Below are 25,877 nucleotides of genomic sequence, written 5' to 3' on the forward strand. Positions count from 1 at the left end.
CAGCCTTGCTTTTGCAAAGCACCCCCGGTAACAATGGCAGTAGTTTAAATTTTACAAAATTATACACAATCATTCAAAAATATAACTTAAGATATATATTTTAGAGGTATAATTAAGTGATATTTTGGTAAAATGCACAAAATTTTTTATAAAGAGTTACGGTTATGAGCGATAAAAAAAGTACAGTTTACAATCCAAAAGTAATAGAAGACAAATTTTATAAAATTTGGGAAGAGAGAGGCTACTTCGAGATAGAGGGCAACAAAGAGATACAAGAAAAAGATAAAACATTTTGTATCATGATGCCTCCGCCCAACGTCACAGGCAGCCTGCACATAGGCCATGCACTTACTTTTACACTCCAGGATATACTTACAAGATACAAAAGAATGGACGGTTTTAAAACTCTTTGGCAGCCGGGAACCGATCATGCCGGAATCGCAACACAAAATGTCGTAGAAAAACAGATCCTAGCTGAAGGCAAAACCAAAGAAGAACTTGGAAGAGAAGAGTTTTTAAAAAGAGTTTGGGAGTGGAAAAAGTTTAGCGGTGGAACGATAGTACATCAAATGAGAAAACTTGGTATCTCCCCTGCTTGGAGTAGAGAGAGATTTACTATGGATGAGGGGCTTAAAAAGGCAGTAAAAAAAGCTTTTGTTCAGCTTTACAATGAAGGTTTGATAGTTAGAGGAAATTATATGGTTAACTGGTGTACGCATGATGGTGCACTAAGTGACATAGAGGTCGAATACGAAGAAAATCATCAAAAACTATACTATATCAAATACCCTATAAAAGATAGTGATAATTATATAGTAGTTGCCACAACAAGACCTGAAACATACTTCGGTGATACTGCCGTGATGGTAAATCCAAATGATGAAAGATATAAAGAGTTGGTAGGAAAAACGGTTGTGCTTCCATTGGTAGATAGAGAGATACCTATCATCGCCGATGAGCATGTCGATATGGAGTTTGGAACGGGTGCTGTTAAAGTAACTCCGGCTCATGACGTAAACGACTATGAAGTTGGGAAAAGACATAACCTTGAGTTTATCACCGTATTTGATGAAAAAGGTATCTTAAATGAGTATGCAGGTGAATTTGAAGGCTTGGAAAGACTTGAATCAAGGGATAAAATCGTAGAGAAACTTGAAGAGGAAGGATTTGTAGAGAAACTTGAAGATTATACCAATCAGGTGGGACACTGCTACAGGTGTAAAAATGTAGTTGAGCCTTATATATCAAAACAGTGGTTCGTTAAAAAAGAGATAGCTAAGGGTGCAATCAAAAAGACAAACGAAGGTGAAGCTACTTTTTATCCCTCACACTGGATAAACTCATATAATGCATGGATGAAAGACCTAAGGGATTGGTGTATATCAAGACAACTTTGGTGGGGACACAGGATACCTGTATTTTACTGCGATGACTGCGGTAATGAGTGGGCAAGTGAAGAGGATGAGCCGAAAGCTTGTCCGAAGTGCGGTTCTAAAAACTTCCATCAAGACCCAGATGTACTTGATACTTGGTTTAGTAGTGGACTTTGGCCTTTTTCAACTCTTGGATGGGGAAACGGTGAAGAGCTAAAGGGTATTAAATGGTTTGAGAATGACTTGAAAGAGTTTTATCCAAACTCCATACTTATAACCGGATTTGACATACTCTTTTTCTGGGTAGCCAGGATGATGTTCAGCGGAGAGCATTTCCTTGGAGAACTTCCGTTTAAAGATATATATCTTCATGCACTTGTAAAAGATGAACATGGTCAAAAGATGAGTAAATCCAAAGGAAATGTGGTAGATCCACTTGATATGATAAATGAGTACAGTGCCGATACTTTGAGATTTACCCTGGCAGTTTTGGCTGTTCAAGGAAGAGATATAAAGCTTTCAAAAGAAAAAACCGAGCAAATTAGAAACTTTACCAATAAACTATACAATGCTTCAAGATACTTTTTAATGTATCAAGATAGTTTTAAAGATATGAATGAAGTGGATTTTAAAACCGACCTTGGAAAGTATATGAAAAGCAGGTTTGCACTTGCGGTTAAAGAGACAAGAGAGTTTTTGGATGTTTACAGGTTTAATGACGCAGCTACTACGCTTTACAGATTTTTATGGGGAGAGTTTTGTGACTGGGGTATAGAGTTTTCAAAAGCTTCAAAAGAGAGTATAGGCGAGCTTGGATCGATTTACAAAGAAGCTATGAAACTGCTTCATCCATTTATGCCTTTCATCAGCGAATATATCTATCAAAGTATGTCCGATACTACCTTGGAAGATAATACCTCCATAATGGTTTTAAGATATCCAAAAGAGAGCAAAAGAGATGAAGATACCGAAGAGTTGTTCTCTTTGGCCAGGGAAGCGGTCATATCCATAAGAAGAGCAAAAGCAAACATCGAACTTGCCAATAAAAAGATAGAAAATGCTATCATAAAAACTGAAGATATAGATAAGCTAAAAAGAGTCAAAAATTTTATCGAACTTCTTGCAAAAGTAAACGAAGTGGAATTTAGTGATAAAACCGTTGAAAATGCCATAAGTGACGTAAGTGAAAATCTTGAAGTTTTTATACCTCTTGAGGGTGTTGATCTTGAGCCTATCATATCAAGACTTCAAAATCAAAAAACAAAACTTGAAAAAGAGATAGCCAAATTAAACGGTATGTTAAAAAATGAAAAATTTATTAAAAATGCGCCAAAAGAGGTGGTAGAACAAAATAAAACGGCTCTTGAAAAAGCGGAAGAAAATTTACAAAAAGTTGATGAGAGATTAAAAAGTTTTTAGAAAGTTTTTAAAAAGTTTACTTTTTTGGTATAATAAACCTTTTAAATTTTACTAAAGGTATCTGTGTGAAGTTTTTTTTATCTATTTTGGTTTTCGTTTCGGTGATATTTGCTGCTTCAAATGTACAAGATGATATAGCTGATAGTTTTGACAGCGAATATACCCAGGAAGTAAAACAGGACTTTGATCCATTAAGTGGATACAACAACTTTATGACAAATGTAAATGATAAATTTTATACTCATATTCTTTTTCCGGTAGCAAAGGGATATAAAAAAATCGTTCCAAAAGGTGCAAGAACATCAGTATCGAACTTTTTTCACAATCTTTTTTTTCCGGTTAGATTTGTAAACAATCTTTTGCAGTTGAAGTTTAAAAACTCTTTTGAAGAGCTTGAGAGATTTGTTATCAATTCAACAGTCGGGGTTGCCGGTCTTTTTGATGTAGCAGGCAGCAAAATGAAGATATACCCACACAATGAAGACCTTGGACAAACACTCGGTTTTTACGGACTTGGAGGAGGATTTCACATAGTGCTGCCCATACTTGGACCATCAAATCTAAGAGATACGGTAGGCTTGGTCGGCGATTGGTACCTTGATCCTAAAATATATGTGGAAGATAGAGGATACAACTTGACAGACAATGATACTGAGTCTTTTGGAGTCAGTAGTTTCAATGTCATAAACAGAGCTTCGTTCGATTATAAAAAATATGAAGCGATAAAAAAAGGAAATGTCGTACTTTATCCTGTCTTAAAAGACCTTTATGAAAAACACAGAGATAAACTTATAAAAGAATAGAGGAAAATAAAATGAAAAAGATCATAATTGTTTTGTTGTTGATTTTCAGCACTTCTCTTTTTGCCATGCAAAGTGATGATGTCAAGAGTTCCATGGATACAAAAATCCATAAAGCTTTACAAATCTTAAAAAACAAACAAGAAACTACCGAAGAAAAAGCGCAAAAGATTTTTAAAATATTTGATGAAATGTTTGACTACAACCTTATGGCAAGACTCTCTTTGGGTAAAAGAGAGTGGATGAATATCGACAATGACCAAAGAAAAAAATATGTAGATAATTTTATAAAACTCTTAAAAGAGTCATTCATAGAAAAACTAAAACTTTACAATGACCAAAAGATAAAGATAGAAGACTTTTTGAAAACAAGGTCCTCTAGAGCCATCTTGAAAACCTCCATCGTAGATAAAAAAGATAAAACCGAGGTTGATTACAAATTTTACCGCTCCAAAAAAAGAGGCTGGATCATATATGATGTGATAGTTGCGGGAGTTAGCATCATACAGAGTTACAGAAAACAGTTTGCGGATCTTTTGCAAAACAATGATTTTGAAGAGTTTTTAAAGAGGATGAAATACTCATCTGCTGACAATAATGCTTGAATCTTTTTTTAAAAATTTCATACTAAAGTATCCAAAAACCATACTGATACTTTTGGTACCGGTCTTTGTCTATTTTGGCTTTGTTTCAACTCATCTTAGAATAGATACAAGTTCAAAAAGCCTCCTGATGGATAATGACCCGGATCTTGCTTTTTTACACAAAATCGATAAAGACTTTTATAACCCTGACATACTTGTCGTAACTTTTACCCCGAACAGTTCACTTTTTTCAAAAGAGAGCCTAAACACCATAAAAGAGTTAAGCAAAAAGTTAAAAAATATCCCAAATATCAACTCCATAACTTCCATACTAAATGTTCCGTTACTTCAAAACAAAGATTTGCCGATATCCGACCTGCTTGACAAAGTCCCGACCCTACAGGATAAAAATGTAAGTTTTCCGCTTGCAAAAAAAGAATTTCTAACAAGTCCCTTATATAAAAACAACCTTGTAAGTAGCGATCTTAAAACGACAGCTATCGTGCTCAATCTAAAAACAGATAAAGATGCCACTTTACTTCCTAGACATATCTTCTTACAAAAGATAAGAGATGTACTCTCGCTTTACTCCAAAAAAGGGAAACTTTTCCTAGGCGGGGTTGATATGATAAGTGATGATATGATAGGTTTTGTAAAAAATGATATATTCGTTTATGGAACGACCTTGACTCTTATACTTATCGTGATACTTTGGATAATATTTAAAGAATTCATATGGGTTTTTATGCCACTTTTGATATCCATACTCTCTATCATAACGACTTCGGCGCTTATCGTACTTTTTAACTGGAATGTAACCATAGTTTCATCGAACTTCGTCTCCTTGCAACTTATCATCACGCTTTCAATTATCTTGCACCTCATAGTAAGATACAGGGAGATTGCCTTGCTTGAGCCTAAATTTACAAAAGAGCAAGTTATATTGACAACCATTACATCGAAAGCCACACCATCTTTCTTCGCTATAGCCACTACAGTCGTAGGGTTTGCCTCTTTGATCTTTTCCGGTATCAAGCCGGTACTTTATCTAGGACTTATGATGAGTCTTGGCATATCTGTATCACTTGTTATATCCTTTGTGTTATTTGGCGCTATGATGATGTTGACTTCAAAAAAAATCCCTAAAATAAAAGAGCATGAAGATAAAAATTTCTCTTTTATGCACCATGTCATAGTTAGTGTAGAAAGAAGAAAGAAAATTATCACAGGCGTGACTTTTATCATTATAATCTTTTCTCTAAGTGGTGCTCCTAAACTTTTAGTTGAAAACAGTTTTATAAACTATTTTAAATCCACTACGGAGATATATAAAAGTTTAAAAACCATCGATCAAAAACTAGGAGGCACGACACCTCTTGATGTTGTTATAACATTTAAACAAGAAAAAGGACCCGCAAAAAGTGTCTCAAAACCTGATACTTTGGATACAGGAGATAGTTTTGACAGCTTCGAAGAGGAGTATGAAGGTGATGCAAACGATCCTAAGTACTGGTTTACACCTTCTAAAATGCAAACTGTTCAAAAAGTCCATGATTATCTTGAAGCAAATCCCTATATAGGAAGCGTTCAATCACTTGCAACACTTCTTAAGATAGGAAAGATCCTTAAAAAAGGTAAAGATTTTGACAGTTTCGATATGGCTCTTGTTTATAAAAAACTTCCTCAAAAATTCAAAAAGATACTTTTATCACCATATGTCAATATCTCAAAAAATGAACTAAGAGTTACTACAAGGATAATCGATTCTGATAAAAGCCTTAGAAGAAATGCTTTGATACATAAGATAAACAAAGACCTCTCAAAGATGATCAATCCCAAAATCGCTACTTTCAGACTAGGCAATCTCATGATACTATACAACAATGTACTACAATCACTGTACCATTCACAGATACTAACCATGGGTATAACTCTTATAGCACTTTTTATCATGTTTGTCATACTGTTCAATTCAGTTAAAATTGCACTCATAGCGATATTTAGCAATGTCATCCCCATAGGTGTTGTTTTTGGCATAATGGGATGGGGAGAGATACCTCTTGATATGATGACCATAACCATAGCATCTATAAGTATGGGTATAGGAGTAGATGATACCATTCACTATATACATCGCTTCAAAGAGGAATTCAAAAAAGATAAAAATTATATAAAATCTATGAGAAGATCACACGAAAGTATAGGATATGCCATGTTCTATACCACTTTAGCTATAGTTCTAGGATTTAGTATCCTTGTAACATCAAATTTCATTCCCACTATATACTTTGGTCTTTTAACCGTCATTGTTATGTTCATAGCCCTTCTTTGCGCTCTTCTTTTACTACCGATGCTTATCATAAAGTTTAAACCTTTGGCCAAATAACGGATATTTTACAATTATTTTTAAAAAAGCATTGATATTTGGTTTTTTTATGATATAATACTCTCAAGTATTACTTAATGGTTGATATATTCACTTTTGCTTCTTATTTAGAAATCAAATGTTTATGTTTTATTGTTAAGTGGTATAAATTTTCAAAGGAACAAGAACACATGCAGATTTATGTAGGTAACATGTCTTACGGGACAACAGAAGAAGGACTTAAGGATCTATTCGGCAGCTATGGCGAAGTAGAAGCAGTTAAAATTATAACTGACAGAGAAACAGGAAGAGCCAAAGGCTTTGGTTTTATCACTATGAATGACGAAAGTGCTGCAAAAAGTGCTATCGAAGATCTTGATGGTAAAGAATATGATGGCAGAACTTTAAGAGTTAACGAAGCTAAGCCTAGAGAAGAAAGACCTAGAAACTTCAACAGATACTAAAATATTTTCCATGTTGCCGCAAGGCAGCATGGATAAAAACTACACTCCCTATACTACAAATCCTTTAAGTTAAAAATTGTATAATTTCATATGAACAATATCATATATGAAAACAATATACTTTACATTGAAAAAGAACCCTCAACCATACCGTGGGTAAAAATTTTCCCAAAAACTACATGCAAAGAATTAAGCGATTGCGATAAGACTACAAGAGCAATTCTTTTAGACACTATGCTCAAAATCGAAAAACTAATGCTTGAATTTTACAAACCTAAAAAGATAAATATTGCTATGTTTGGAAATTATCTACCAAAACTACACATACACATCATGGCAAGATTTAAAAACGATACCCACTTTCCCGAGCCTATGTGGGGTAAAAAACAACGAGAAAACGAACTTGTTTTACCTGATTTCGATAAATTTAAAGATAAGCTGACGGAGGCTTTGCAATGATGAAAGAAAGAATACTCCTTGTCGAAGACAATAAAGCACTCTCAAAACTCATAAAGAGAAAAATGGAAGATAATCTGGATTTTGAAATCATCCAATCCTACAGCCTTGAAGAAACCGCCGCACTACTAGAAGATAATGATGATTACTTTATCGCACTTTTAGATCTAAATCTCCCTGATGCGCCTGATGGTGAAGTGGTAGATCTGGTTTTGTCATACAATATACCCTCTATCATACTTACAGGAACCATAGATGAGGATGTCAGAGACGAAATGCTCAAAAAAGAGAAAGTTATCGATTATGTTTTTAAAGGCAATATCGAAGATGTAAATTATATATTTTCTCTTATTGAAAGACTCTCTAAAAACAGAGATGTAAAACTTATGGTAGTAGATGACTCTCAAACAGTTAGAAAACATATAAAAAATATACTTCAAAAACATATGTTCAAAGTTTTGATAGCGGCACACGGTGAAGAAGCATTGAATTATCTTGAAACAAACAATGATGTAAAACTGATACTCACTGATTACAATATGCCGGTGATCAACGGCATAGAACTCACTAAACAAGTCAGAGAACGATTCTCAAAACAAGAAATGGCCATCATATCTTTGACAGGAAGTAGCGAGCATTTGATCTCTGCTAAATTTCTAAAGCTTGGGGCAAATGATTTTATAACAAAACCTTTTTCAAATGAAGAACTTATCTGCAGGATAAACAATACCTTGGAAGCTCAAGAAGCCATAGAAAAACTCTCACAAGTAGCAAATCTTGACTTTTTAACCAATCTTTACAACAGGAGATACTTCTTTGAACATATAAATGACTTTATAAATAAATATAAAAATTATGCCATAGCTATGCTCGATATTGATTATTTTAAAAAGATAAACGATAACTATGGTCATGATATAGGTGATATGGTATTGAAACATTTGGCAATAACCCTTAAAAACAATACTAAAGGCTCTGATATAGTTGCAAGATTTGGCGGAGAAGAGTTTTGTATAGCACTAGCCAATGTTGATGAAAAAAATGCCGTAAGCTTTTTTGTAAAACTGCAAAACCTCATCTCGAAAGAAAAGATAACTATAAAAAACCATGCCATAAAATACACAGTATCCATCGGGGTAACTATAAAAAATAAAAAAGAAGATATCCAAAAACTTCTCAAAGAGGCCGATGAAGCCCTATATGAAGCAAAAGAAAACGGAAGGAACAGAGTGGAGATATACTAGAGGAAAAATTCCTCCAGTATATTTAGTTTTGCTGCTCTTTTAAAGCGATTTTGGCATATTTTTCACCAAGTTCAAAAGCTGTTTTGTTAAGCTCTACGAATTTTGGAGGAACTTTTTCTATCATTGTGTTGTAAACAAAGTCCCTGTCCATTACCGGATCCATAGTGATGGTAATGCCCAAAGCGACAACTGACTGCGTTACAACATTTCCGACTTCTTCTTTGGCTATAGTGATAAGCGGTATTTCATATATCTTCCACTTTTTTCTATCTTCATCTGTAGGATGTACAAGATTTGGCTCAACAACTATGATACCGCCCTCTTTTACTCCGCCTTTGAAAGCATCATAACTAACTTGAGCGACTGAAAGCATAAACTCTATCTCTCCCTCATTGGCATATGGATAGAGTATCTCTTTATCATCAAGCAGGATATCAACTTTAGTCGGACCGCCTCTGACTTGAGAAGTATAAGTTGCGGCTTTTACGCCATATCCCCCCTCTCTTATCTTCGCAGCAGCCAAAATCTCTCCCGCAAGAAGAACACCTTGACCACCAACACCTGTAAATCTCAATTGATGTCTCATCTGTTCTCCTTATAATTGTACTTTTGTATTATGTTGGGCTGCTTCTATAACTTTGTCATACAAGTCACAATACTCTGCAGCTTCCTCATCTTTTTTCAAAACACCTACCGGGTATTTGCCTTTTCTCTCTTCTTCATCCATTGCATCAAATTTTCTCTTCGATACGGTTATGCTGTCTATCCAGTTTAGATTTTGTGCAGCTTCTCCCATCTTATTTTTTCTACCAAGATTTATATGGCAGTTTGAGAAGATATCAAAAAATGAGTAGCCTCTGTGAGAAAAACCATCTGCAAAGATCTTTTCAAGTTTTTTAGGATCCAAAACACTCTCTCTTGCTATGAAACTGGCTCCTGCTCCTTCTGCTAGTTTACAAGCATCAAAGTGAGGGTCCACATTGCCATACTGGGCTGTAACAGTCCACATACCCTGAGGTGTAGTAGGACTTGTTTGAGAGTTTGTCAAACCATATATAAAGTTATTGATAACTATATGGTTCAGGTCAACATTTCTTCTACAACCGTGAATCGTATGGTTTCCACCTATTGCCAAACCGTCACCGTCACCTGTTACGACTATGACATGCTTATCTGGATGAGCAAGTTTAATACCTGTTGCATAAGCTATAGTTCTTCCGTGTGTAGTATGAACGGTGTTACAGTTCACATAAGAGCTTAGTCTTCCACTACATCCGATACCTGAAACTATACAAACATCATCCATGTTCCATCCAAGCTTATCTATGGCTCTTATAAGAGCTTTTAGGATGACACCATCGCCACATCCCCAACACCAAAGTGTTGGCATTTTATCTGTTCTTAAATATTCGTCATAATTAAAAGCCATTAGAACATCTCCTTAACTTTTGCTACCATTTCACTTGGTGCGATAGGTCTACCGTTTGCTTTATGAAGAGTAGTAAAGTCATCTCTTTTCATCACTCTTTGTATCTCTTCAAGATATTGACCCATATTTAATTCAGTTACAAAAATTTTATCAAATTTTTCACCTATTTCTTTTAATTTTTTAGCAGGGCTTGGCCATATTGTAATTGGTCTAAAAAGTCCGGCTTTTATACCTTCGCTTCTAAGTTTTTCTACTGCCTCTTTTGCGCCTCTACTAATACTTCCGTAAGCTATCATGCAAACTTCGGCGTCATCAAGCTTATACTCTTCATAAGCTACAATATCTTCGGCATTGTTATTTATCTTACCCATAAGTCTCTCTATGTTATATTCGCTCTGCTTTGCATCTTCGGTTGGAAAACCTGTAGGTCCGTGATGAAGTCCTGTGATATGATATCTGTATCCTTTAAAGAAAGGATTTAGAACTGCGGGCTTATCCATCTCAGCCTCATAAGGAAGATAATCTTTAGGATCACCTGTGAATTCTTCTCTTTTTACTATCTCAAGCTCTTCAATATCTGGAATCACTGCTTTACCTTGCATGTGACCAAGTGTTTCATCAAGAAGTAAAAATACCGGGGTCATATACTTTTCAGCCAAATTAAACGCTCTAACTGTTTCAGTATAAGCTTCTTCCAAACTACCCGGACAAAGTGCTATACTTGCATAATCCCCATGAGTAGGATACTTAGCCTGTCCTATATCAGCTTGAGAAACTCTTGTTGGAAGCCCTGTGCTTGGTCCTCCTCTCATAACATTTACTATCACCAAAGGAATTTCAGCTATAAAACCATAGCCGATTTGTTCTGATTTTAAACTGATTCCGGGACCACTTGTAGCTGTCATAGATTTTACACCACTCATACTTGCGCCAAGCGCAACCGATATACCACCTATCTCATCTTCCATCTGTATGAATTTACCACCTACTTTAGGTAGAAGTACGCTACAATCATGGGCTACTTCACTTGAAGGAGTGATAGGATAGCCACCAAAAAATCTACATCCGCACTCAACAGCCGCTTTGGCTGCTAGTTTATTACCTGTTGAAATAACTTCTCTTGCCATCAATACTCCTTAAGCACTCAATTTCATATAATGATTTTTCTTTATAGCTTCTGCTCTTTGTTTAGCTTCAGAAGTAAGTTTTGCAAACTTATACTCTCCTCTTTCAGCTACATAAATAGCAAAATCCGGACAATGAAGTTCACAATCTCTACACCCTATACAACTCTCAGGATTTTCTACAGATATAGTAGCTCCCAAGATAGTTGTATCAGCCGGTACCATTGCCAAAACCCCTGCCGGACACATTTCTACACATATATCACAAGCTTTACACCTGCTTACATCTACCCATACCGGAGTATTTTCCGGTGCTTTCATAGTACTCATATTTTCTCCTAGTTATTATTTTTTCATAACTTCAGTTACTGCTTTGCCGATTTCTGCCGGACTTACTACGACCTTAACTCCAGCAGCCTCAAGTGCTTCCATCTTCTCTTTTGCTGTTCCACTTCCACCGCTGACAATCGCACCGGCGTGACCCATTCTCTTTCCTTTAGGTGCGGTTTGACCTGCTATAAACGCTACAACAGGCTTGGAGACATTATCTTTTATATATTTGGCTGCCTGGATCTCCAAATCACCGCCTATCTCACCTATCATAACGATCGCTTTGGTATCAGGATCATTTTCAAACATAGGTAAAAGTTGAAGATAGCTAAGTCCTATGATAGGATCACCGCCGATACCGACAGCGGTTGTTATGCCATGACCTTCCTGGCACACTTGATTGGCTGCTTCATAAGTAAGCGTTCCGCTTTTGGATATAAGTCCGACATCTCCTTTTTTAAATACCATGCCTGGCATAATTCCTATCTTGCACTCTTCAGCCGTAATGATACCGGGACAGTTAGGTCCTATGGTTTTCATACCGTTTTTAACGGCATACGCTTTTGCTTTCATCATATCCTGTACAGGAGCACCTTCGGTAATGATTACTGCAAGTTCCACTCCGGCATCAGCTGCTTCCATAACCGCATCAGCTACAAATGCAGGCGGAACAAATATCATACTAACTGTTGCACCTGTATTTTTTACAGCCTCTTTTACCGTATTGAAAACAGGTTTTCCAAGATGTTCCTGACCGCCTTTACCAGGGGTTACACCCCCAACGATCTTGGTACCATAGTCCAAGCACTGCTCAGCATGAAAAGTACCCTCTTTACCTGTAAACCCCTGAACTATTACTTTTGTATCTTTATCTACCAAAATACTCATTTTAACTCTCCTTTAGCTGCTGCAACCGCTTTTTTCGCTCCGTCAAGCAAATCAGTTGCTGAAATTATATTGCTGATATTTGAATTTTTCAAAATCTCTGCAGCTTCTGGTGCGTTTGTGCCGTCAAGTCTAACTATAACAGGTACATGAACATCCACTTTTTTAGTCGCTTCTATGATACCGTTTGCTATCCTGTCACATCTTACGATACCGCCAAAGATATTGACAAATATAGACTTGACATTTGGGTCACTTAAAATGATCTCAAATCCTTTTGCAACCGTTTCAGGATTTGCTCCACCACCCACATCAAGGAAGTTTGCGGGAGTTCCGCCGACATAGTTTATCGTATCCATAGTACCCATAGCAAGTCCGGCTCCATTTACCATACATCCTACATCACCGTCTAATTTTATATAACTCAAACCATACTTTTTAGCTTCTGTTTCAGTAGGGACTTCTTCACTCAAGTCTCTCATCTCTTCGATATCAGGATGTCTGTAAAGCGCATTATCATCAAATCCTATCTTCGCATCAAGAGCCAAAAAATCGCCGCTTCCGGTTCTTACCAAAGGATTTATCTCTATAAGTTCAACATCTTTATCCATATATACTTTATATAAAGTTGAAGCAAACTTGATAAATTTACCTATTTGTTCTTTTGGAAGTCCAAGACCGAACGCAAGCTCTCTTCCGTGAAATCCCTGAAAACCGATACTTGGATCAATTGCTACTTTTATAATCTTTTCAGGTGTTTCAGCCGCAACTTTTTCTATCTCCATACCCCCTTCGGTACTTGCCATCATAACAGGCATTTCCTTAGCGCGGTCCAAAACCATACCAAGATAAAATTCACTCTCTATATCCGCGCCCTCTTCTATGTAAACTTTTTGTACGAGTTTACCCTCAGACCCTGTCTGATGAGTTACTAAAGTCATTCCGAGTATCTCGTCCGCCAATTCCCTGACTTCATCTAGGCTTTTAGCGAGCTTTACTCCTCCGCCAAGCCCTCTACCGCCGGCATGTATCTGAGCTTTTACGACCCAAATATTGCCTCCGAGTTCTCTAGCATTTTTTACAGCTTCATCTACCGTGAAGGCAACCTTACCCCTTGGCGTCGGAACACCGTACTGTCTAAATATCTCTTTAGCTTGATATTCATGTATATTCAACCTACTCTCCTTTTTCGTATTTTAGTCACTTCCCCCTCCTTAAATCCATTTTATCAATCTTTTACTTCGAACTGGGCTCTACCCATATCGTACAAATCATTTCCGTAAGTATCATTTATAACAGTTACAGGAAAATCCTCGACTTCAAGCTTTCTTATGGCTTCAGGTCCAAGTTCGGGATAAGCAATGATTTCGGCACTTTTTATCGTTTTTCCTATCAATGCACCGGCACCTCCGGTCGCACCAAAGTAAACAGCTTTATACTTTTTGCAAGCGTCTTTTACCTCTTGGTTTCTTTTTCCCTTTCCTATCATACCTTTTTGCCCGTGAGCTATAAGTATAGGCGAATACGCATCCATCCTGTAGCTTGTTGTAGGTCCTGCACTTCCTATGGGATCACCCGGTTTTGGAGGAGTAGGTCCTACAAAATATATAACTGAACCTTTCAAGTCAAAAGGTAACTCTTTTCCTTCTTCTATCAAATCAACGATTCTTTTGTGCGCCGCATCTCTTGCGGTGTACATTGTTCCTGTTAGATATACGATATCTCCCGCTTTTAACTGTGTTACATCTTCGTCACTAAGTGGCATTGTTAAATAATATGTTTGGCTCATGATATATCCTTATATAGTGATATGTGAGTGTCTTGAACTGTGGCACTGTACATTTACGCTAACCGGTAAAGAAGCTATATGGCATGGGTTTCTTTCTATGTGAACGGCAAGTACTGTTTTTGTTCCGCCCATTCCCATCGCACCGATACCAAGCTTGTTCAATTCTTCAAGTATCTCTTGCTCAAAAGCATCAAGCTCAGGATTGTCATTTCTTGTTCCGGCTTCCCTGAAAAGTGCATGCTTGCTTGAAATTGCAGCTTTTTCAAAAGTTCCGCCGATTCCTACTCCGACTATGATAGGAGGACAAGGATTTGGTCCGGCATTGGAAACTACTTCTTTTACAAAATTTAAAATTCCGGGTTTTCCCTGAGCGGGAGCAAGCACTGTTGCACGGCTTACATTTTCACTTCCACCGCCTTTTGCCGCATATTCAATCTCGAGTTTATCGCCTTCAACTATATCAAAATGTATGATTGCCGGCAAATTGTATCCTACGGTATCTCTTAAATTTGCCCTAGTAAAGCAATCGCAAGTAGAAGCCCTAAGATATCCCTCTTTGTATCCAAGTTCCGTTCCTTTGTTTATGGCATCTTTTAGTGTACCGTCTTTTACCTTGAAACCTTCTCCCACTTTTACGAAAAATACTGCCAAACCGGTATCTTGACACAAAGGTCTATCCTCATTTTTAGCGATTTGTGCATTTTCTAAGATCTGCCTTAAAACTTCTCTACAAACCGGGCTTTTTTCTTCATCCATGGCTTTTTTAAGAGCGTTTAACGCATCTTCGGGCAAATTATATGCCGTATGGATTATCAAGTTTTTTATACTATTGACGATATCGTCAAATTCAACCTCTCTCATTTGAAAATCTCCTTTTCAATGAATATTGTTCAACAACCTGAAAGATTTATAAAAAATCTTTCTCCTTTAGTGTATCGATCAGCACCTGAACAGAATCAATGCTCTTTCTAAATTGCTCCCTTTCACAATGATTCAAACTGATCTCTATCACATCTTCAGCCCCATTTTTCCCTAAAGTTACAGGAACTCCATTTACTATATCACTATACCCGTACTCTCCTTCAAGATACACCGCGCAAGGATAAATCTGTTTAGAGTCGTTCAATATGGCATTTATCATAAGTGCGGTTGATTTTGCGGGAGCATAATAAGCAGAACCGGTTTTTAAGTATCCTACTATCTCCGCTCCACCGTGTTTTGTTCTCTCAACTATCTCTTTTATCTCATCAGCTTTTAGTAAATCCGTCAAAGGAATACCGGCAACCGTTGAGTACCTCTGAAGTGGCACCATATAATCACCATGTCCACCCATAGTGGTAGCTCTTATCTGACCCGCACCAAATCCAAGCTTTTCATAGATAAAATGTGCCATTCTTGCGCTGTCAAGAATTCCCGCCATTCCTATAACTTGGTTTCTTGGATAATTTCCTACCTTCAAAGCGACATAGGTCATCGTATCAAGGGGATTGGAGACCATGATAACTATGGCATTTGGTGCATACTCTTTTACTTTTAAGATAACCTCTTTTGTGATCTGAGCATTTATCATCAAAAGATCATCTCTTGTCATACCAGGCAGTCTGGGGCTTCCGGCAGTAATAACAACCACTTCGCTATTTTCTATATCTTTATAGCTCTGGGCAGCTTTTACAATGGTATGACTTCTTGCCGCAGCCGCAGCCTGGCTCATATCGAGTGCTTTTCCTTTTGCTCTGTCCTCATCTCTATCGACCAAGACAAGTCTGTGACAAGTTCCATGCATCGCCAAAGAATACCCTACTGTCGCGCCGACATTTCCAGCGCCTATAATAGTTACCTTGCTTTGTCTCTCCACTGTTTTCCTTTACTTGATTTAGTGTCTGTTTTAGAGATTTGCGGAATTGTACCACAAATCTCATATAATGCAAATTATTTTAATGAATCAACAATCTCATTTAGCGTTTCACTAGGTCTCATATCGTGTTCAGCCTTGTCATCATCGGGATGATAATAACCTCCAATATCTTGAGGTTTACCCTCAACACTTAAAAGTTCCTTCATTATCTTCTCTTCATTTTCTTTCAAATCTTTTGCAACAGGAGCGAAAACATCAGCCAACTCTTTATCTTCATTTTGATTTGCCAAATATTCACTTAGATACATTGCGAAGTAGTAATGACTGGCTTTATTATCAGGTTGCCCTGCTTTCCTGCCTGGAGACTTGTCGTTTTCAAGGTACGCTTCATTGGCGCTATCAAATGCTTTTACCATAACGCCTACTTTTTTATCTCCTGTTTTTTGCGATATCATTCTAAGAGATTCGCCAAGAGCCAAAAATTCTCCAAGACTATCCCATCTTAAATGCCCCTCTTTTAAAAATTGCTCTACATGTTTTGGAGCACTTCCGCCGGCACCTGTTTCAAAAAGACCTCCACCTGCAAGTAATGGAACTATACTCATCATTTTTGCACTGGTACCTAGTTCAAGTATAGGAAACAGATCGGTTAGATAATCTCTTAGGATATTTCCGGTAACTGATATAGTATCAAGCCCAGCTCTTGTTCTTTTTAGAGTATATTTCATAGCCAGGCTTGGAGCCATTATGTGATACTCCATATCTTTTTCTTCCAAGTATGCAGGCAGATACTCTACTACTTTTTGTATCATATTGCTGTCATGTGCTCTGTTGCTATCAAGCCAAAACACTATAGGAAGTCCAGTTAAGCTACCTCTTTCATGGGCTAATCTTATCCAATCTTTTATAGCGATATCTTTTGCTTTATAAAGTCTCCAAATATCACCTTTTTCAACATTGTGACTCATCAAAGTATTTCCGTCACTGTCTTTTACTTCCATCACTCCATCTTCGGCACATGTAAATGTATATGGATGAGAGCCATACTCTTCTGCTTTCATAGCCATCAAGCCCACATTGCTGACATGTCCCATAGTAGTTACATCAAATTGACCGTTAACTCTACAATCCTCCATGATAGTGCTGTAAGTCGTAGCATAGCTTCTGTCCGGGATAACCGCTACACACTCTTGAAGTTCCCCATCTTTGTTCCACATTTTACCACCCTCTCTGATGACCGGAGGCATGGAAGCATCTATGATGATATCATTTGAAGCATGAAGATTTGTGACAAGATTGTCACTGTCAACCATAGCGATATTTGGATGTCCATCAAGTATGACAGCTTTGATATCCGCTTCGATTTGATCTTTTTTATCACTCTTTTCTATCTTTTTTAACAGATCTCCGATACCAAGATCCGGATTTACTCCAAGTTTTTCAAATTCATCTTTGTATTTATCAAATACATCCTTGAAAAATACACTAACAGCATGTCCAAATATAACTGGATCACTCACTTTCATCATGGTAGCTTTTAAATGTATTGACCACAAAAGACCTTTTGCATCGGCATCTTTTATAGTCCCGGCTAAAAACTCTCTTAGTTTTTCAGCTGACATAAAACTTGAGGATACCACCTCTTTTGCATCAACATCCAAAGTAGTAAGAGTTTTACCGTTTAGCTCGATTGAAAGTGTAGTGGCTTTTTCGGTTATGACAGATTTTTCATTGCCATAAAAATCACCCTCTTTCATATGAGCTACATAAGCTTTACAATCTTTTGAGTAAGATTTTAGTCTGTGAGGATGTTTTTGTGCGTATCTCTTTACCGCAGGAGCTGCTCTTCTATCGCTGTTTCCTTGTCTAAGTACCGGATTTACTGCGCTTCCAAGACATGTGGCATATCTTGCTCTTATGGCTTTTTCTTCTTCGCTTTGAGGGTTCTCCGGAAAATCCGGCACCTTGTACCCTTGGTTCTGTAGCTCGACTATACAAGCTTTAAGTTGAGGTATCGAAGCAGAAATATTTGGTAGTTTTATGATATTTGCTTCTGGCTTGTTAACCAACTCACCAAGGTAAGCCAATTCATCAGGATGTCTTTGATCTTCAGGCAGCATATCACTGAAAGTCGCCAACACCCTGCCTGAGAGTGATATATCTCTCTCTTCTATATCCACTCCGGCTTCAGGAAGTACTTTTTGAAGTATCGGGAACAATGAATAAGTCGCTAATGCAGGAGCCTCGTCTATCTTTGTATATACTATATTTTTTGCCATGTATATCCTTTACAGTTTAAAATTATTATATAAGTATATAATAGTAAACATAAAATAATTTTAATATACATACTATCGAAGGAAAAAATAAATAAATGTTACATTTTTACACAATATATATTTTATAGGTATCATATATGTTACATTTAGTTACATAATTATCTGTTGCTTCTTTTTATATTTTGAAGATGCCTTTTGTAATTGTTGCTGAATATATGGGTTTTATTTTTTCCTTTCACAAAGTACAAATACTCTTTTTTTGCAGGGAATATCGCGGCTTTCAGGGCATCTAGGCTGATCGAACATACCGGATTTGAGGGTACTCCTTTTATCTTGTAGGTATTGTATGGGCTGTTATCGTTTCGTATCCTCGAGGGTGTGATTTTTTTATGCGAATATATACCGTACTTTAAACTGCCGTCCATTTGAAGCTTCATACCTTTTTTTATACGATTGTGAATGACGGCTGAGACAAGAGGCATCTCTTTTTTATTTGCCGCCTCTTTTTGTATGATAGAGGCTATACTTACATACCAGAACCATTTTTTCTTGTCATATACACCAAAAATCTTTTGTGAGAGTTTTCTGTGTTTGTAAAGCGAGTTATATACCAGATAACTTACCAAATGCCTCTCGCTCATATCCATAGGAATTTCATATGTATCCGCAAAGATCACACCATCTTTTATGGGAGTTATTTTGCTATACTCTTTCAATAATTTTTTATAATCCAAATGCATATTTTTTGCCAACTCTGAAAAAAATATCTCTTTTGTTTCCCCCGGTATCAGAGTTATCTTCATAAGAGCAGCTTTTGAGTGAGTCAACTTATATAAAAAATCCCCTCTGCTGAGTCTTATTTTTCCTATATCTATCCAGCCAGATTGAGGAGTACCGAAAAATCTTATCAAATATGCATCTATTTTTGAAACTTCAAAATTTCTATCCTCAAGATATGATATAATTCGATTTATAGAACCGGATGGAATATATACGACTTTGGATGATTTTATATCTTGGGCTAGATAGAACAACAGGGATAATATAATGATAAGAATTATGTCAAATACTATAGCTAAAATATCATATTTGGTTATTTTCATTATCTCTCTTGCTCTTATTGTATATTTTCTTCTTTTACACGGCATCAAGATAGATAGCCTCATCCTTCCTTATGCCAATATCAAAAAATTATACATTAAATTAGATAAAAAACTCATTGTAAAAGCAGACTACTTAAAAATAAAAAAGAGTTACAAAAAAACTGATACCAAAAGTCAGCTTTTATCCATAAAGGATTATCTAAAATATTTTCATCAATTCTTTAAAGAATTAGATATAAAAAAGCTCGAATACAAAAATCAAACCATAAGATTGAAGTATATATACAATAAATTCTTTTTAGATACGAATGAGTTGTATTTTTTAGCTTCCATTTCAATATCAAACAAATCAAGTGTGCATGCAAATATACAAAATCTCTATCTTAAAAATTATTTTACATACTTAAAAGGGAATCTGAACATAAACCTGGATGAAAACAGGATAGATTTTGACGGTTCATTCAAAACTCATGGATTAAATGGCTTTGCCAAACTCACTTTAAAAGATGATATGTTGGATTATTATCTTTATGATGTTTCCGCCAAAGAGATCGCTACTTTTATGGATTATTTGAATTCCAAAATAAATATAAATGAAGAGATTTCAAACTGGATATACAGATACATCATAGCAAAACAGTATGACTTACACTATATAACCGGCAAGTTTAACATAAGAACGGGTGTTTTTTTCCCAAAACTTATAAAAGCAGAAGCTACGGCGAAAAACGTAAAGATAAAATTTCACAAAAAATTAAAAAGTGCATTTGCTAAGAAGATAGATATAACACTTAAAAACGATACGCTCTATTTTAAACTTTTCAAACCTTCTTATCAAGAGATTGACTTAAACGGATCCAAAGTAACGATAACGCATTTACTAAGCAAAGGCGCAGCCATAGAAGTGATACTCAAAGCAAAACATCCACTCGATAAAAAAGTTAAGCGTATACTAAAAGTTTACGATGTCGATATACCGCTTTATCAAAAAACATCTTCTACAGATACAATCCTTAGGCTTTATATACCGTTTGTTCCATACAGTTTTCATATAAAAGGATATTTTTACACACAAAATTCCGATATCTACTTCAAGAAAATAAAGTTTCATACAAAACAGGCAACAATATCTCTTAAAGATAACATTGTAGATCTAAACAATACAAACATATCTTATAAAAAACTTTTCGATATCAATACCACAGGAGCTTTCAAAACAGATAAAAACCGCTATACAGGGAGGATAAATGTCAACAAGCTCTTCTTGCAATACAAAGATGAAGTATTGCTCGATACGAACAAGACTAAAAGTGCTATAGATATTGATTTCGACCGAAGCAAAATATCATTGAAAGATTTAAACACCTCTTTATCGTTTGACAAAACAAAAAAATTCACTTTTGACGACCTTGGAAAATTATATGGAATTTCTCCGTTTTTACGAAAATATGACATAAAATATGGTAAAACAAACCTCTATACTGCGGATTTTAAACTTTTTAAAATAAAAAGTCATATACATTATGATAACAATAAAATTTTGTTGTATAATGATAAACTTTTAAAAAATTTTGATATAAACGGTTCGATAGATATGAACAATATCAAACTGAATATCAACAAAAGCTTGATAACAGCCGACATATCAGACCAAATAATGATAAATACCAACAATATCTCATACGACTTAAGAAATTCTCTAAGTGAAGATAAAAATAAAAAGAGTTACTTCAAAAAGCCTATCACTCTAAATGCACTTGATGCGACTATTTATATCAGCAAGGCATTAACTCTTCCAACAACTACTTTTACGCTATTTCTAAACAGGGACAAAAAGATATTTTCAAGTGTTTATGGTAAAAATCATATCTTTTATTCCAAAGATGCTGGCATGGTTGACATACATACAAATTTTTTAAGTGCCGATTATATCGATATGATCATCCATCATGATTTGTTTAAAAACGGCTCTTTTCAATTGTTGATAAAAGAATCGAACGATCTTTTCTGGGGTAACTGTAAGATAGCGGATTCGACTATAAAAAGTCCTAAAAAAGGAGGAAGTGACTTCAAGATAGATACGGGAGAATTTAATTTTTACCTGAAAAATTCCATACTTACACTTAAAGATATAGTTTTAAGAAACAACTTTTCCACCCTGAAAGGAAGCGGCTATATTGACTTGAAAAACAAAAAGTTAAATCTTGATTTTAATGTCGATATATTGAAAGATTTGGGAAAAACCATAAAATCCATACCTTTGATAGGCTATATTCTTCTTGGAAAAGATGGTAAATTTAGCTCAAAAGTAACCATAACGGGAAGTTTTGACAACCCTCAGATTCAAACAGACTTTTCAAAAGATGTCATCAAATCACCTCTAAATATAATTTTTAGAGTTATAAAGCTGCCTTTTAAATTGTTACTACCAAAAAATGAAACTAATCTCTCAAAGTAGCCAAAACATCTATCTTGCTGATTTGTCTTGATGGGTAGTATGAAGAAAAAGCGACTATGAAAAAAGCTCCTGTAACTATGAAGATAAAATCCCTTAAAGATAAATCTATAGGCAATTTGCTCATGCCGTAAACATCGGCCGGAAGATTTATGATATCAAACGAACCGAGTATATACATCCCAAGTAGCCCTAAAATAACCCCTATAACTATCCCGCTACCACCTATGGCAAGTCCTAGATAAAAGAAAGTATCTTTTATCTCTTTTTTGCTTGCCCCCAAAGAGAGTAAAAGCGCTATCTCTTTTCTTCTGTTCATCACTATCATCAAAAGTGAACTTATGATATTTAGTGATGCTATGAGTATGATAAGCATCAAAACTATAAACAAAGATCTTTTTTCAAGTGCGAGTGCAGCGAAAAAGTTACCGTTTTGCTGCCACCATCCAACCACTCCCGCATTTGGCGGTAAAAACTTTTTTATCTTTTTTATATCAACCTGTGGAGTTTTGGAATAAACATGTATACCGCTAAACTCATTTTTTTTAAAATGTAAAACTTTCTGTAAGGATTCCAAAGTCGTATACATATACACTTTATCATATGCTATAAGACCGGAGTTGAAACTTCCCGCGACTTTAAACCTCTTCATGGTAGGTATCAAAGAAAAACCCGCAGGTGAGTTTTGGGTGAAGATCAGTGTCAACTTATCACCGACTTCTAAAAAAAACATATCCTTTATACCTTTACCCACAATCACTTCAAATCTTTTTATATGTTTATTTTTGACAGCTTTTTTCACTATAGGATTTATAAGCGACTCATCTTTAAAATTTACTCCAAAAAGCATACCGCCTTCAAGTTGATCGCCTTTTTTTATAATGGTTTGAGAATTGATATATGGACTGAATTTCATATCGGGAAAGCGGGATTTTAATTTTTGCAAAAGAGTGTTGTCTATATTTTGTAAAGTTTTTGGATAGATGCTAAGAGGATAATTCATCGTAAAAAGCTTATCCTCAAAATTTTTATCAAATCCGTTCATGATAGCCATAGCTATCAAAAGTACCATAACGCCTACACAAACTCCCACAAAAGCAAACAAAGCGCTTATAGTGATGAAAGGTTGGGATTTGTCAAACCTTAGATACTTTTTTATGAGATATTTAGATAGTGTTATGACAAATCTCCTATAAACTACTCTTCATTTTGCGCTAAAGCACCTTTTTTGGGACCGCTTTTTCCACAGCAATTTTTGTATTTTTTACCGCTTCCGCAAGGACAAGGAGCGTTTCTAGGTATCTTCTTGGCAGCAACAAAAGGCTTCTTCTCTTCAGGTGTAAGTGTACTTTCGTGCAAAAGTTCCATATCATCGTTTGAGAGCTGCATTTCATTTAGGATTTGCTGCATTCTCTCTCGTTCTCTCTCTTCTTCTTCATCTCTAAGTTGAACCAAATGAAGAGTTTTTAAGCTTTCAAATTTTATCCTGTCAACAAGCTCCAAAAACATATTGTAACTCTCTTTTTTATACTCTACAAGCGGGTCTTTTTGGTTGTATCCTCTAAGGCCGATACCTGTTTTTAAGATATCCATTTGATACAGATGCTCTCTCCATGCGTTATCAAGGATTTGAAGATATAGTATCCTCTCTATCTCTTTCTTTTGCTCACTATCTACCACACTCATTTTTTCTTCATACTTATCTTTTAAAAACTTGATGACTTTATCTTTGAGTGCTTGATAATCCAGCCCTTCAAGCTCTTTTATGTCTATCTCTTCATTTATCTCTTCTTTCAAAATAGCAGCCAATTTCTTAAGATCAAAATCCTCCTTGATTCCCGTTTCAAAAATTTCTGCTCTATACAAAAGTGACTCTACGAACTCTTCTCTTATCTCATCAAGTTTATGAGTTAAGTCATACTCAGGGTCTAAAAGGTTGTTTCTAAAGTTATAGATAGTCTTTCTCTGTTCATTTGCAACATCATCATATTCAAGTAAGTTCTTCCTTGATTCAAAGTGTAGGCTTTCTACTTTCTTTTGAGCATTTTCTACCGCTCTTGTTACCATTTTAGACTCTATATGTTCACCCTCTTCTATACCAAGTCTCTCCATGATGGTTTTTATCTTATCACTTCCAAAGATTCTTAAAAGATTATCTTCAAGACTTAGATAAAATTGACTAGCTCCAGGATCGCCTTGTCTTCCACTTCTTCCTCTAAGCTGGTTGTCTATCCTTCTACTTTCATGTCTTTCTGTACCTAAGATAAAAAGACCGCCAAGTTTTTTAACTTCATCATCAAGTTTTATATCCACACCACGACCTGCCATATTGGTAGCTATGGTTACCATACCTTTTTTGCCTGCATCTTTGATGATCTGAGCTTCTTTTTCATGCTGTTTTGCATTTAGTACGGAGTGGGGGATTTTTGCCTCTTTTAGATAGTGGTGGAGTATCTCACTCTTTTCTATAGATGCCGTTCCTACAAGGACGGGCTGCCCTTTTTTATGAAGTTTTTTGATGGTATCAACTGCTGCTTTAAATTTTTCCTGTTCAGTTTTATATATAAGATCATTCATATCTTTTCTGGTAACAGGAACATTTGTAGGGATTGATATAACATCGAGATTGTAAATTTGTGCAAATTCACTGGCTTCAGTTTGCGCTGTTCCTGTCATACCCGCTAACTTCTCATACATCCTAAAATAATTTTGAAAAGTTATATCAGCCAGTGTTTGAGACTCTTCTTGTATAGTAACGCCCTCTTTTGCTTCAAGTGCTTGGTGTAAACCTTCGCTAAATCTTCTTCCCTCACTTAGCCTTCCCGTAAATTCATCAACTATAACTATCTCACCCTCTTTCACCACATAATCCACATCTTTTTCAAAAAGATGATGAGCTTTTAAAGCTTGATCTAAGTGGTGTGAGAGTATGGCATTTTCAAGACTGTAAAGATTGTCAACTCCAAAAAGCTCTTCAGCTTTCTTGATACCGTTTTCAGTTAAAGTTATGGTTCTGTTTTTTTCATCTACTATAAAGTCTCCACTTTCAGGTTTTACTTCACCGTTTTCATCTTTTTCGGTAGCTCGGAGCAATTTCTTGGAAACTTCATTTGCTATCTTGTAATTATCAAGAGTTTTATTGGTAGGGCCGCTGATGATAAGAGGAGTTCTTGCTTCATCTATAAGTATTGAGTCAACCTCGTCCACTATGGCGAAGTAGTGGTCTCTTTGGACTTTCTCTTCCAAAGAGTACTTCATATTGTCTCTTAGATAATCAAACCCGTACTCGTTGTTCGTACCATAAGTGACATCGGCATCATACTGCTCTTTTCTTTTGGCATCATCTTCTATCTCCGAAGTCAAAGAGCCTACTTTTAACCCTAAAAAGTTATATATCGGACCCATATCATTTGCATCTCTTTTTGCAAGATAGTCATTGACTGTAACTATATGTATACCTTTACCGGTCATTGCATTTAGAACAACCGGCAGAGTTGCGACAAGTGTTTTACCCTCACCTGTTTTCATCTCGGCTATCTTTCCGTCGTTTAAAACAAAACCGCCTATCATCTGTACATCAAAATGTCTTAACCCTGTGGTTCTTTTTGAAACTTCTCTGGTTATGGCAAAAGAGTCATATATCACATCTTCAAGAGTTTTTTTACCCTCTTGTACATCTTTTTTCATAGCATTATAAGCATCTTTCAACTCATCGTCACTCAGTTTTTCATACTTCTCTTCCAAAGCATTTACTTTTTTTACTCTTTGGGCATATCTCTTTACTTCTCTGTCATTTTTTGTACCAAATACTTTTTTGAATAGTCCGGAAACCATAGCTTTTAAACCTTTATCTTAAAATTAGAGGAGATTTTATCATAATTTTAATATTTATTTGATAAATTGGATAGGTTATTTTTATTTTT

21 protein-coding genes are annotated in these 25,877 nt (G+C 35.9%); 8 read left to right on the forward strand and 13 right to left on the reverse strand.

The features are described from left to right. Nucleotides 1-164: 164 nt before the first annotated feature. The 7 genes from ACZ47B_RS04480 to ACZ47B_RS04510 all read left to right on the forward strand — a co-directional run bounded on the left by ACZ47B_RS04480 (nt 165) and on the right by ACZ47B_RS04510 (nt 8,705). The gene (locus ACZ47B_RS04480; RefSeq protein ID WP_464895484.1) at nt 165-2,792 is read left to right on the forward strand and encodes a valine--tRNA ligase; all 2,628 of its coding nucleotides are present in this window, start codon (nt 165-167) and stop codon (nt 2,790-2,792) included. A gap of 65 nt (nt 2,793-2,857) precedes the next feature. Beyond that, a complete protein-coding gene (locus tag ACZ47B_RS04485; protein ID WP_464895485.1) occupies nt 2,858-3,595 on the forward strand; it encodes an MlaA family lipoprotein in 738 nt (245 codons plus the stop codon). A gap of 11 nt (nt 3,596-3,606) precedes the next feature. Next, nucleotides 3,607-4,197: a Tgt2/MlaC family protein gene (locus ACZ47B_RS04490; protein ID WP_464895486.1), complete on the forward strand. Its 591-nt coding sequence runs from the start codon at nt 3,607-3,609 to the stop codon at nt 4,195-4,197. Continuing rightward, nucleotides 4,190-6,562 carry an efflux RND transporter permease subunit gene (locus ACZ47B_RS04495; RefSeq protein WP_464895487.1) on the forward strand — a complete coding sequence of 791 codons (2,373 nt, stop codon included), beginning with the start codon at nt 4,190-4,192 and terminating at the stop codon, nt 6,560-6,562. Before ACZ47B_RS04490 ends, ACZ47B_RS04495 begins: the two co-directional genes overlap by 8 nt. Nucleotides 6,563-6,732: 170 nt before the next feature. Further along, a complete protein-coding gene (locus ACZ47B_RS04500; RefSeq protein WP_464895701.1) occupies nt 6,733-7,005 on the forward strand; it encodes an RNA recognition motif domain-containing protein in 273 nt (90 codons plus the stop codon). A 99-nt stretch (nt 7,006-7,104) separates the two neighbouring features. Continuing rightward, a complete protein-coding gene (locus ACZ47B_RS04505) occupies nt 7,105-7,464 on the forward strand; it encodes an HIT family protein (protein ID WP_464895702.1) in 360 nt (119 codons plus the stop codon). Next, nucleotides 7,461-8,705, forward strand: coding sequence for a GGDEF domain-containing response regulator (locus ACZ47B_RS04510; protein ID WP_464895488.1), 1,245 nt, complete (start codon nt 7,461-7,463; stop codon nt 8,703-8,705). The genes ACZ47B_RS04505 and ACZ47B_RS04510 overlap by 4 nt, the downstream gene beginning before the upstream one ends. 22 nt (nt 8,706-8,727) lie before the next feature. On the opposite strand, the gene ACZ47B_RS04515 is transcribed toward ACZ47B_RS04510, so the two are convergent. The 11 genes from ACZ47B_RS04515 to mltG all read right to left on the reverse strand — a co-directional run bounded on the left by ACZ47B_RS04515 (nt 8,728) and on the right by mltG (nt 19,499). Continuing rightward, the gene (locus tag ACZ47B_RS04515; RefSeq protein WP_464895489.1) at nt 8,728-9,291 is read right to left on the reverse strand and encodes a 2-oxoacid:acceptor oxidoreductase family protein; all 564 of its coding nucleotides are present in this window, start codon (nt 9,289-9,291) and stop codon (nt 8,728-8,730) included. 9 nt (nt 9,292-9,300) lie between these two features. Continuing rightward, nucleotides 9,301-10,134, reverse strand: coding sequence for a 2-oxoglutarate ferredoxin oxidoreductase subunit beta (locus ACZ47B_RS04520; protein ID WP_464895490.1), 834 nt, complete (start codon nt 10,132-10,134; stop codon nt 9,301-9,303). Beyond that, nucleotides 10,134-11,261, reverse strand: a complete 1,128-nt coding sequence (locus ACZ47B_RS04525; RefSeq protein WP_464895491.1) for a 2-oxoglutarate synthase subunit alpha — start codon at nt 11,259-11,261, stop codon at nt 10,134-10,136. The genes ACZ47B_RS04520 and ACZ47B_RS04525 overlap by 1 nt, the downstream gene beginning before the upstream one ends. A gap of 9 nt (nt 11,262-11,270) precedes the next feature. Beyond that, nucleotides 11,271-11,588, reverse strand: a complete 318-nt coding sequence (locus ACZ47B_RS04530; protein WP_464895492.1) for a 4Fe-4S dicluster domain-containing protein — start codon at nt 11,586-11,588, stop codon at nt 11,271-11,273. 15 nt (nt 11,589-11,603) lie between these two features. Continuing rightward, nucleotides 11,604-12,476: a succinate--CoA ligase subunit alpha gene (gene sucD, locus ACZ47B_RS04535; protein WP_464895493.1), complete on the reverse strand. Its 873-nt coding sequence runs from the start codon at nt 12,474-12,476 to the stop codon at nt 11,604-11,606. Then, nucleotides 12,473-13,648 carry an ADP-forming succinate--CoA ligase subunit beta gene (gene sucC / locus ACZ47B_RS04540; RefSeq protein ID WP_464895494.1) on the reverse strand — a complete coding sequence of 392 codons (1,176 nt, stop codon included), beginning with the start codon at nt 13,646-13,648 and terminating at the stop codon, nt 12,473-12,475. Before sucC ends, sucD begins: the two co-directional genes overlap by 4 nt. 53 nt (nt 13,649-13,701) lie before the next feature. Then, nucleotides 13,702-14,262 carry a Fe-S-containing hydro-lyase gene (locus ACZ47B_RS04545; RefSeq protein ID WP_464895495.1) on the reverse strand — a complete coding sequence of 187 codons (561 nt, stop codon included), beginning with the start codon at nt 14,260-14,262 and terminating at the stop codon, nt 13,702-13,704. Nucleotides 14,263-14,271: 9 nt separating this feature from the next. Continuing rightward, nucleotides 14,272-15,123, reverse strand: a complete 852-nt coding sequence (locus ACZ47B_RS04550; RefSeq protein WP_464895496.1) for a fumarate hydratase — start codon at nt 15,121-15,123, stop codon at nt 14,272-14,274. A gap of 46 nt (nt 15,124-15,169) precedes the next feature. After that, nucleotides 15,170-16,117, reverse strand: coding sequence for a malate dehydrogenase (gene mdh, locus ACZ47B_RS04555; protein ID WP_464895497.1), 948 nt, complete (start codon nt 16,115-16,117; stop codon nt 15,170-15,172). Between the two features lie 74 nt (nt 16,118-16,191). Next, nucleotides 16,192-18,396 carry an NADP-dependent isocitrate dehydrogenase gene (locus ACZ47B_RS04560; RefSeq protein ID WP_464895498.1) on the reverse strand — a complete coding sequence of 735 codons (2,205 nt, stop codon included), beginning with the start codon at nt 18,394-18,396 and terminating at the stop codon, nt 16,192-16,194. A gap of 158 nt (nt 18,397-18,554) precedes the next feature. Continuing rightward, complete coding sequence (gene mltG, locus ACZ47B_RS04565; protein ID WP_464895499.1) at nt 18,555-19,499, reverse strand: endolytic transglycosylase MltG; 945 nt, start codon at nt 19,497-19,499, stop codon at nt 18,555-18,557. Between mltG and ACZ47B_RS04570 the strand changes: the two genes are divergently transcribed. Continuing rightward, a complete protein-coding gene (locus tag ACZ47B_RS04570) occupies nt 19,444-21,957 on the forward strand; it encodes a YhdP family protein (RefSeq protein WP_464895500.1) in 2,514 nt (837 codons plus the stop codon). The two genes, mltG and ACZ47B_RS04570, sit on opposite strands and share 56 nt — an antisense overlap. On the opposite strand, the gene ACZ47B_RS04575 is transcribed toward ACZ47B_RS04570, so the two are convergent. Both ACZ47B_RS04575 and secA read right to left on the reverse strand, forming a co-directional pair. Then, nucleotides 21,941-23,026 carry an ABC transporter permease gene (locus tag ACZ47B_RS04575; RefSeq protein WP_464895501.1) on the reverse strand — a complete coding sequence of 362 codons (1,086 nt, stop codon included), beginning with the start codon at nt 23,024-23,026 and terminating at the stop codon, nt 21,941-21,943. The genes ACZ47B_RS04570 and ACZ47B_RS04575 overlap by 17 nt on opposite strands. A gap of 125 nt (nt 23,027-23,151) precedes the next feature. Beyond that, nucleotides 23,152-25,788 carry a preprotein translocase subunit SecA gene (gene secA, locus ACZ47B_RS04580; RefSeq protein WP_464895502.1) on the reverse strand — a complete coding sequence of 879 codons (2,637 nt, stop codon included), beginning with the start codon at nt 25,786-25,788 and terminating at the stop codon, nt 23,152-23,154. Between the last annotated feature and the right edge of the window lie 89 nt (nt 25,789-25,877).

It is taken from the genome of Thiofractor thiocamini, assembly GCF_055384375.1.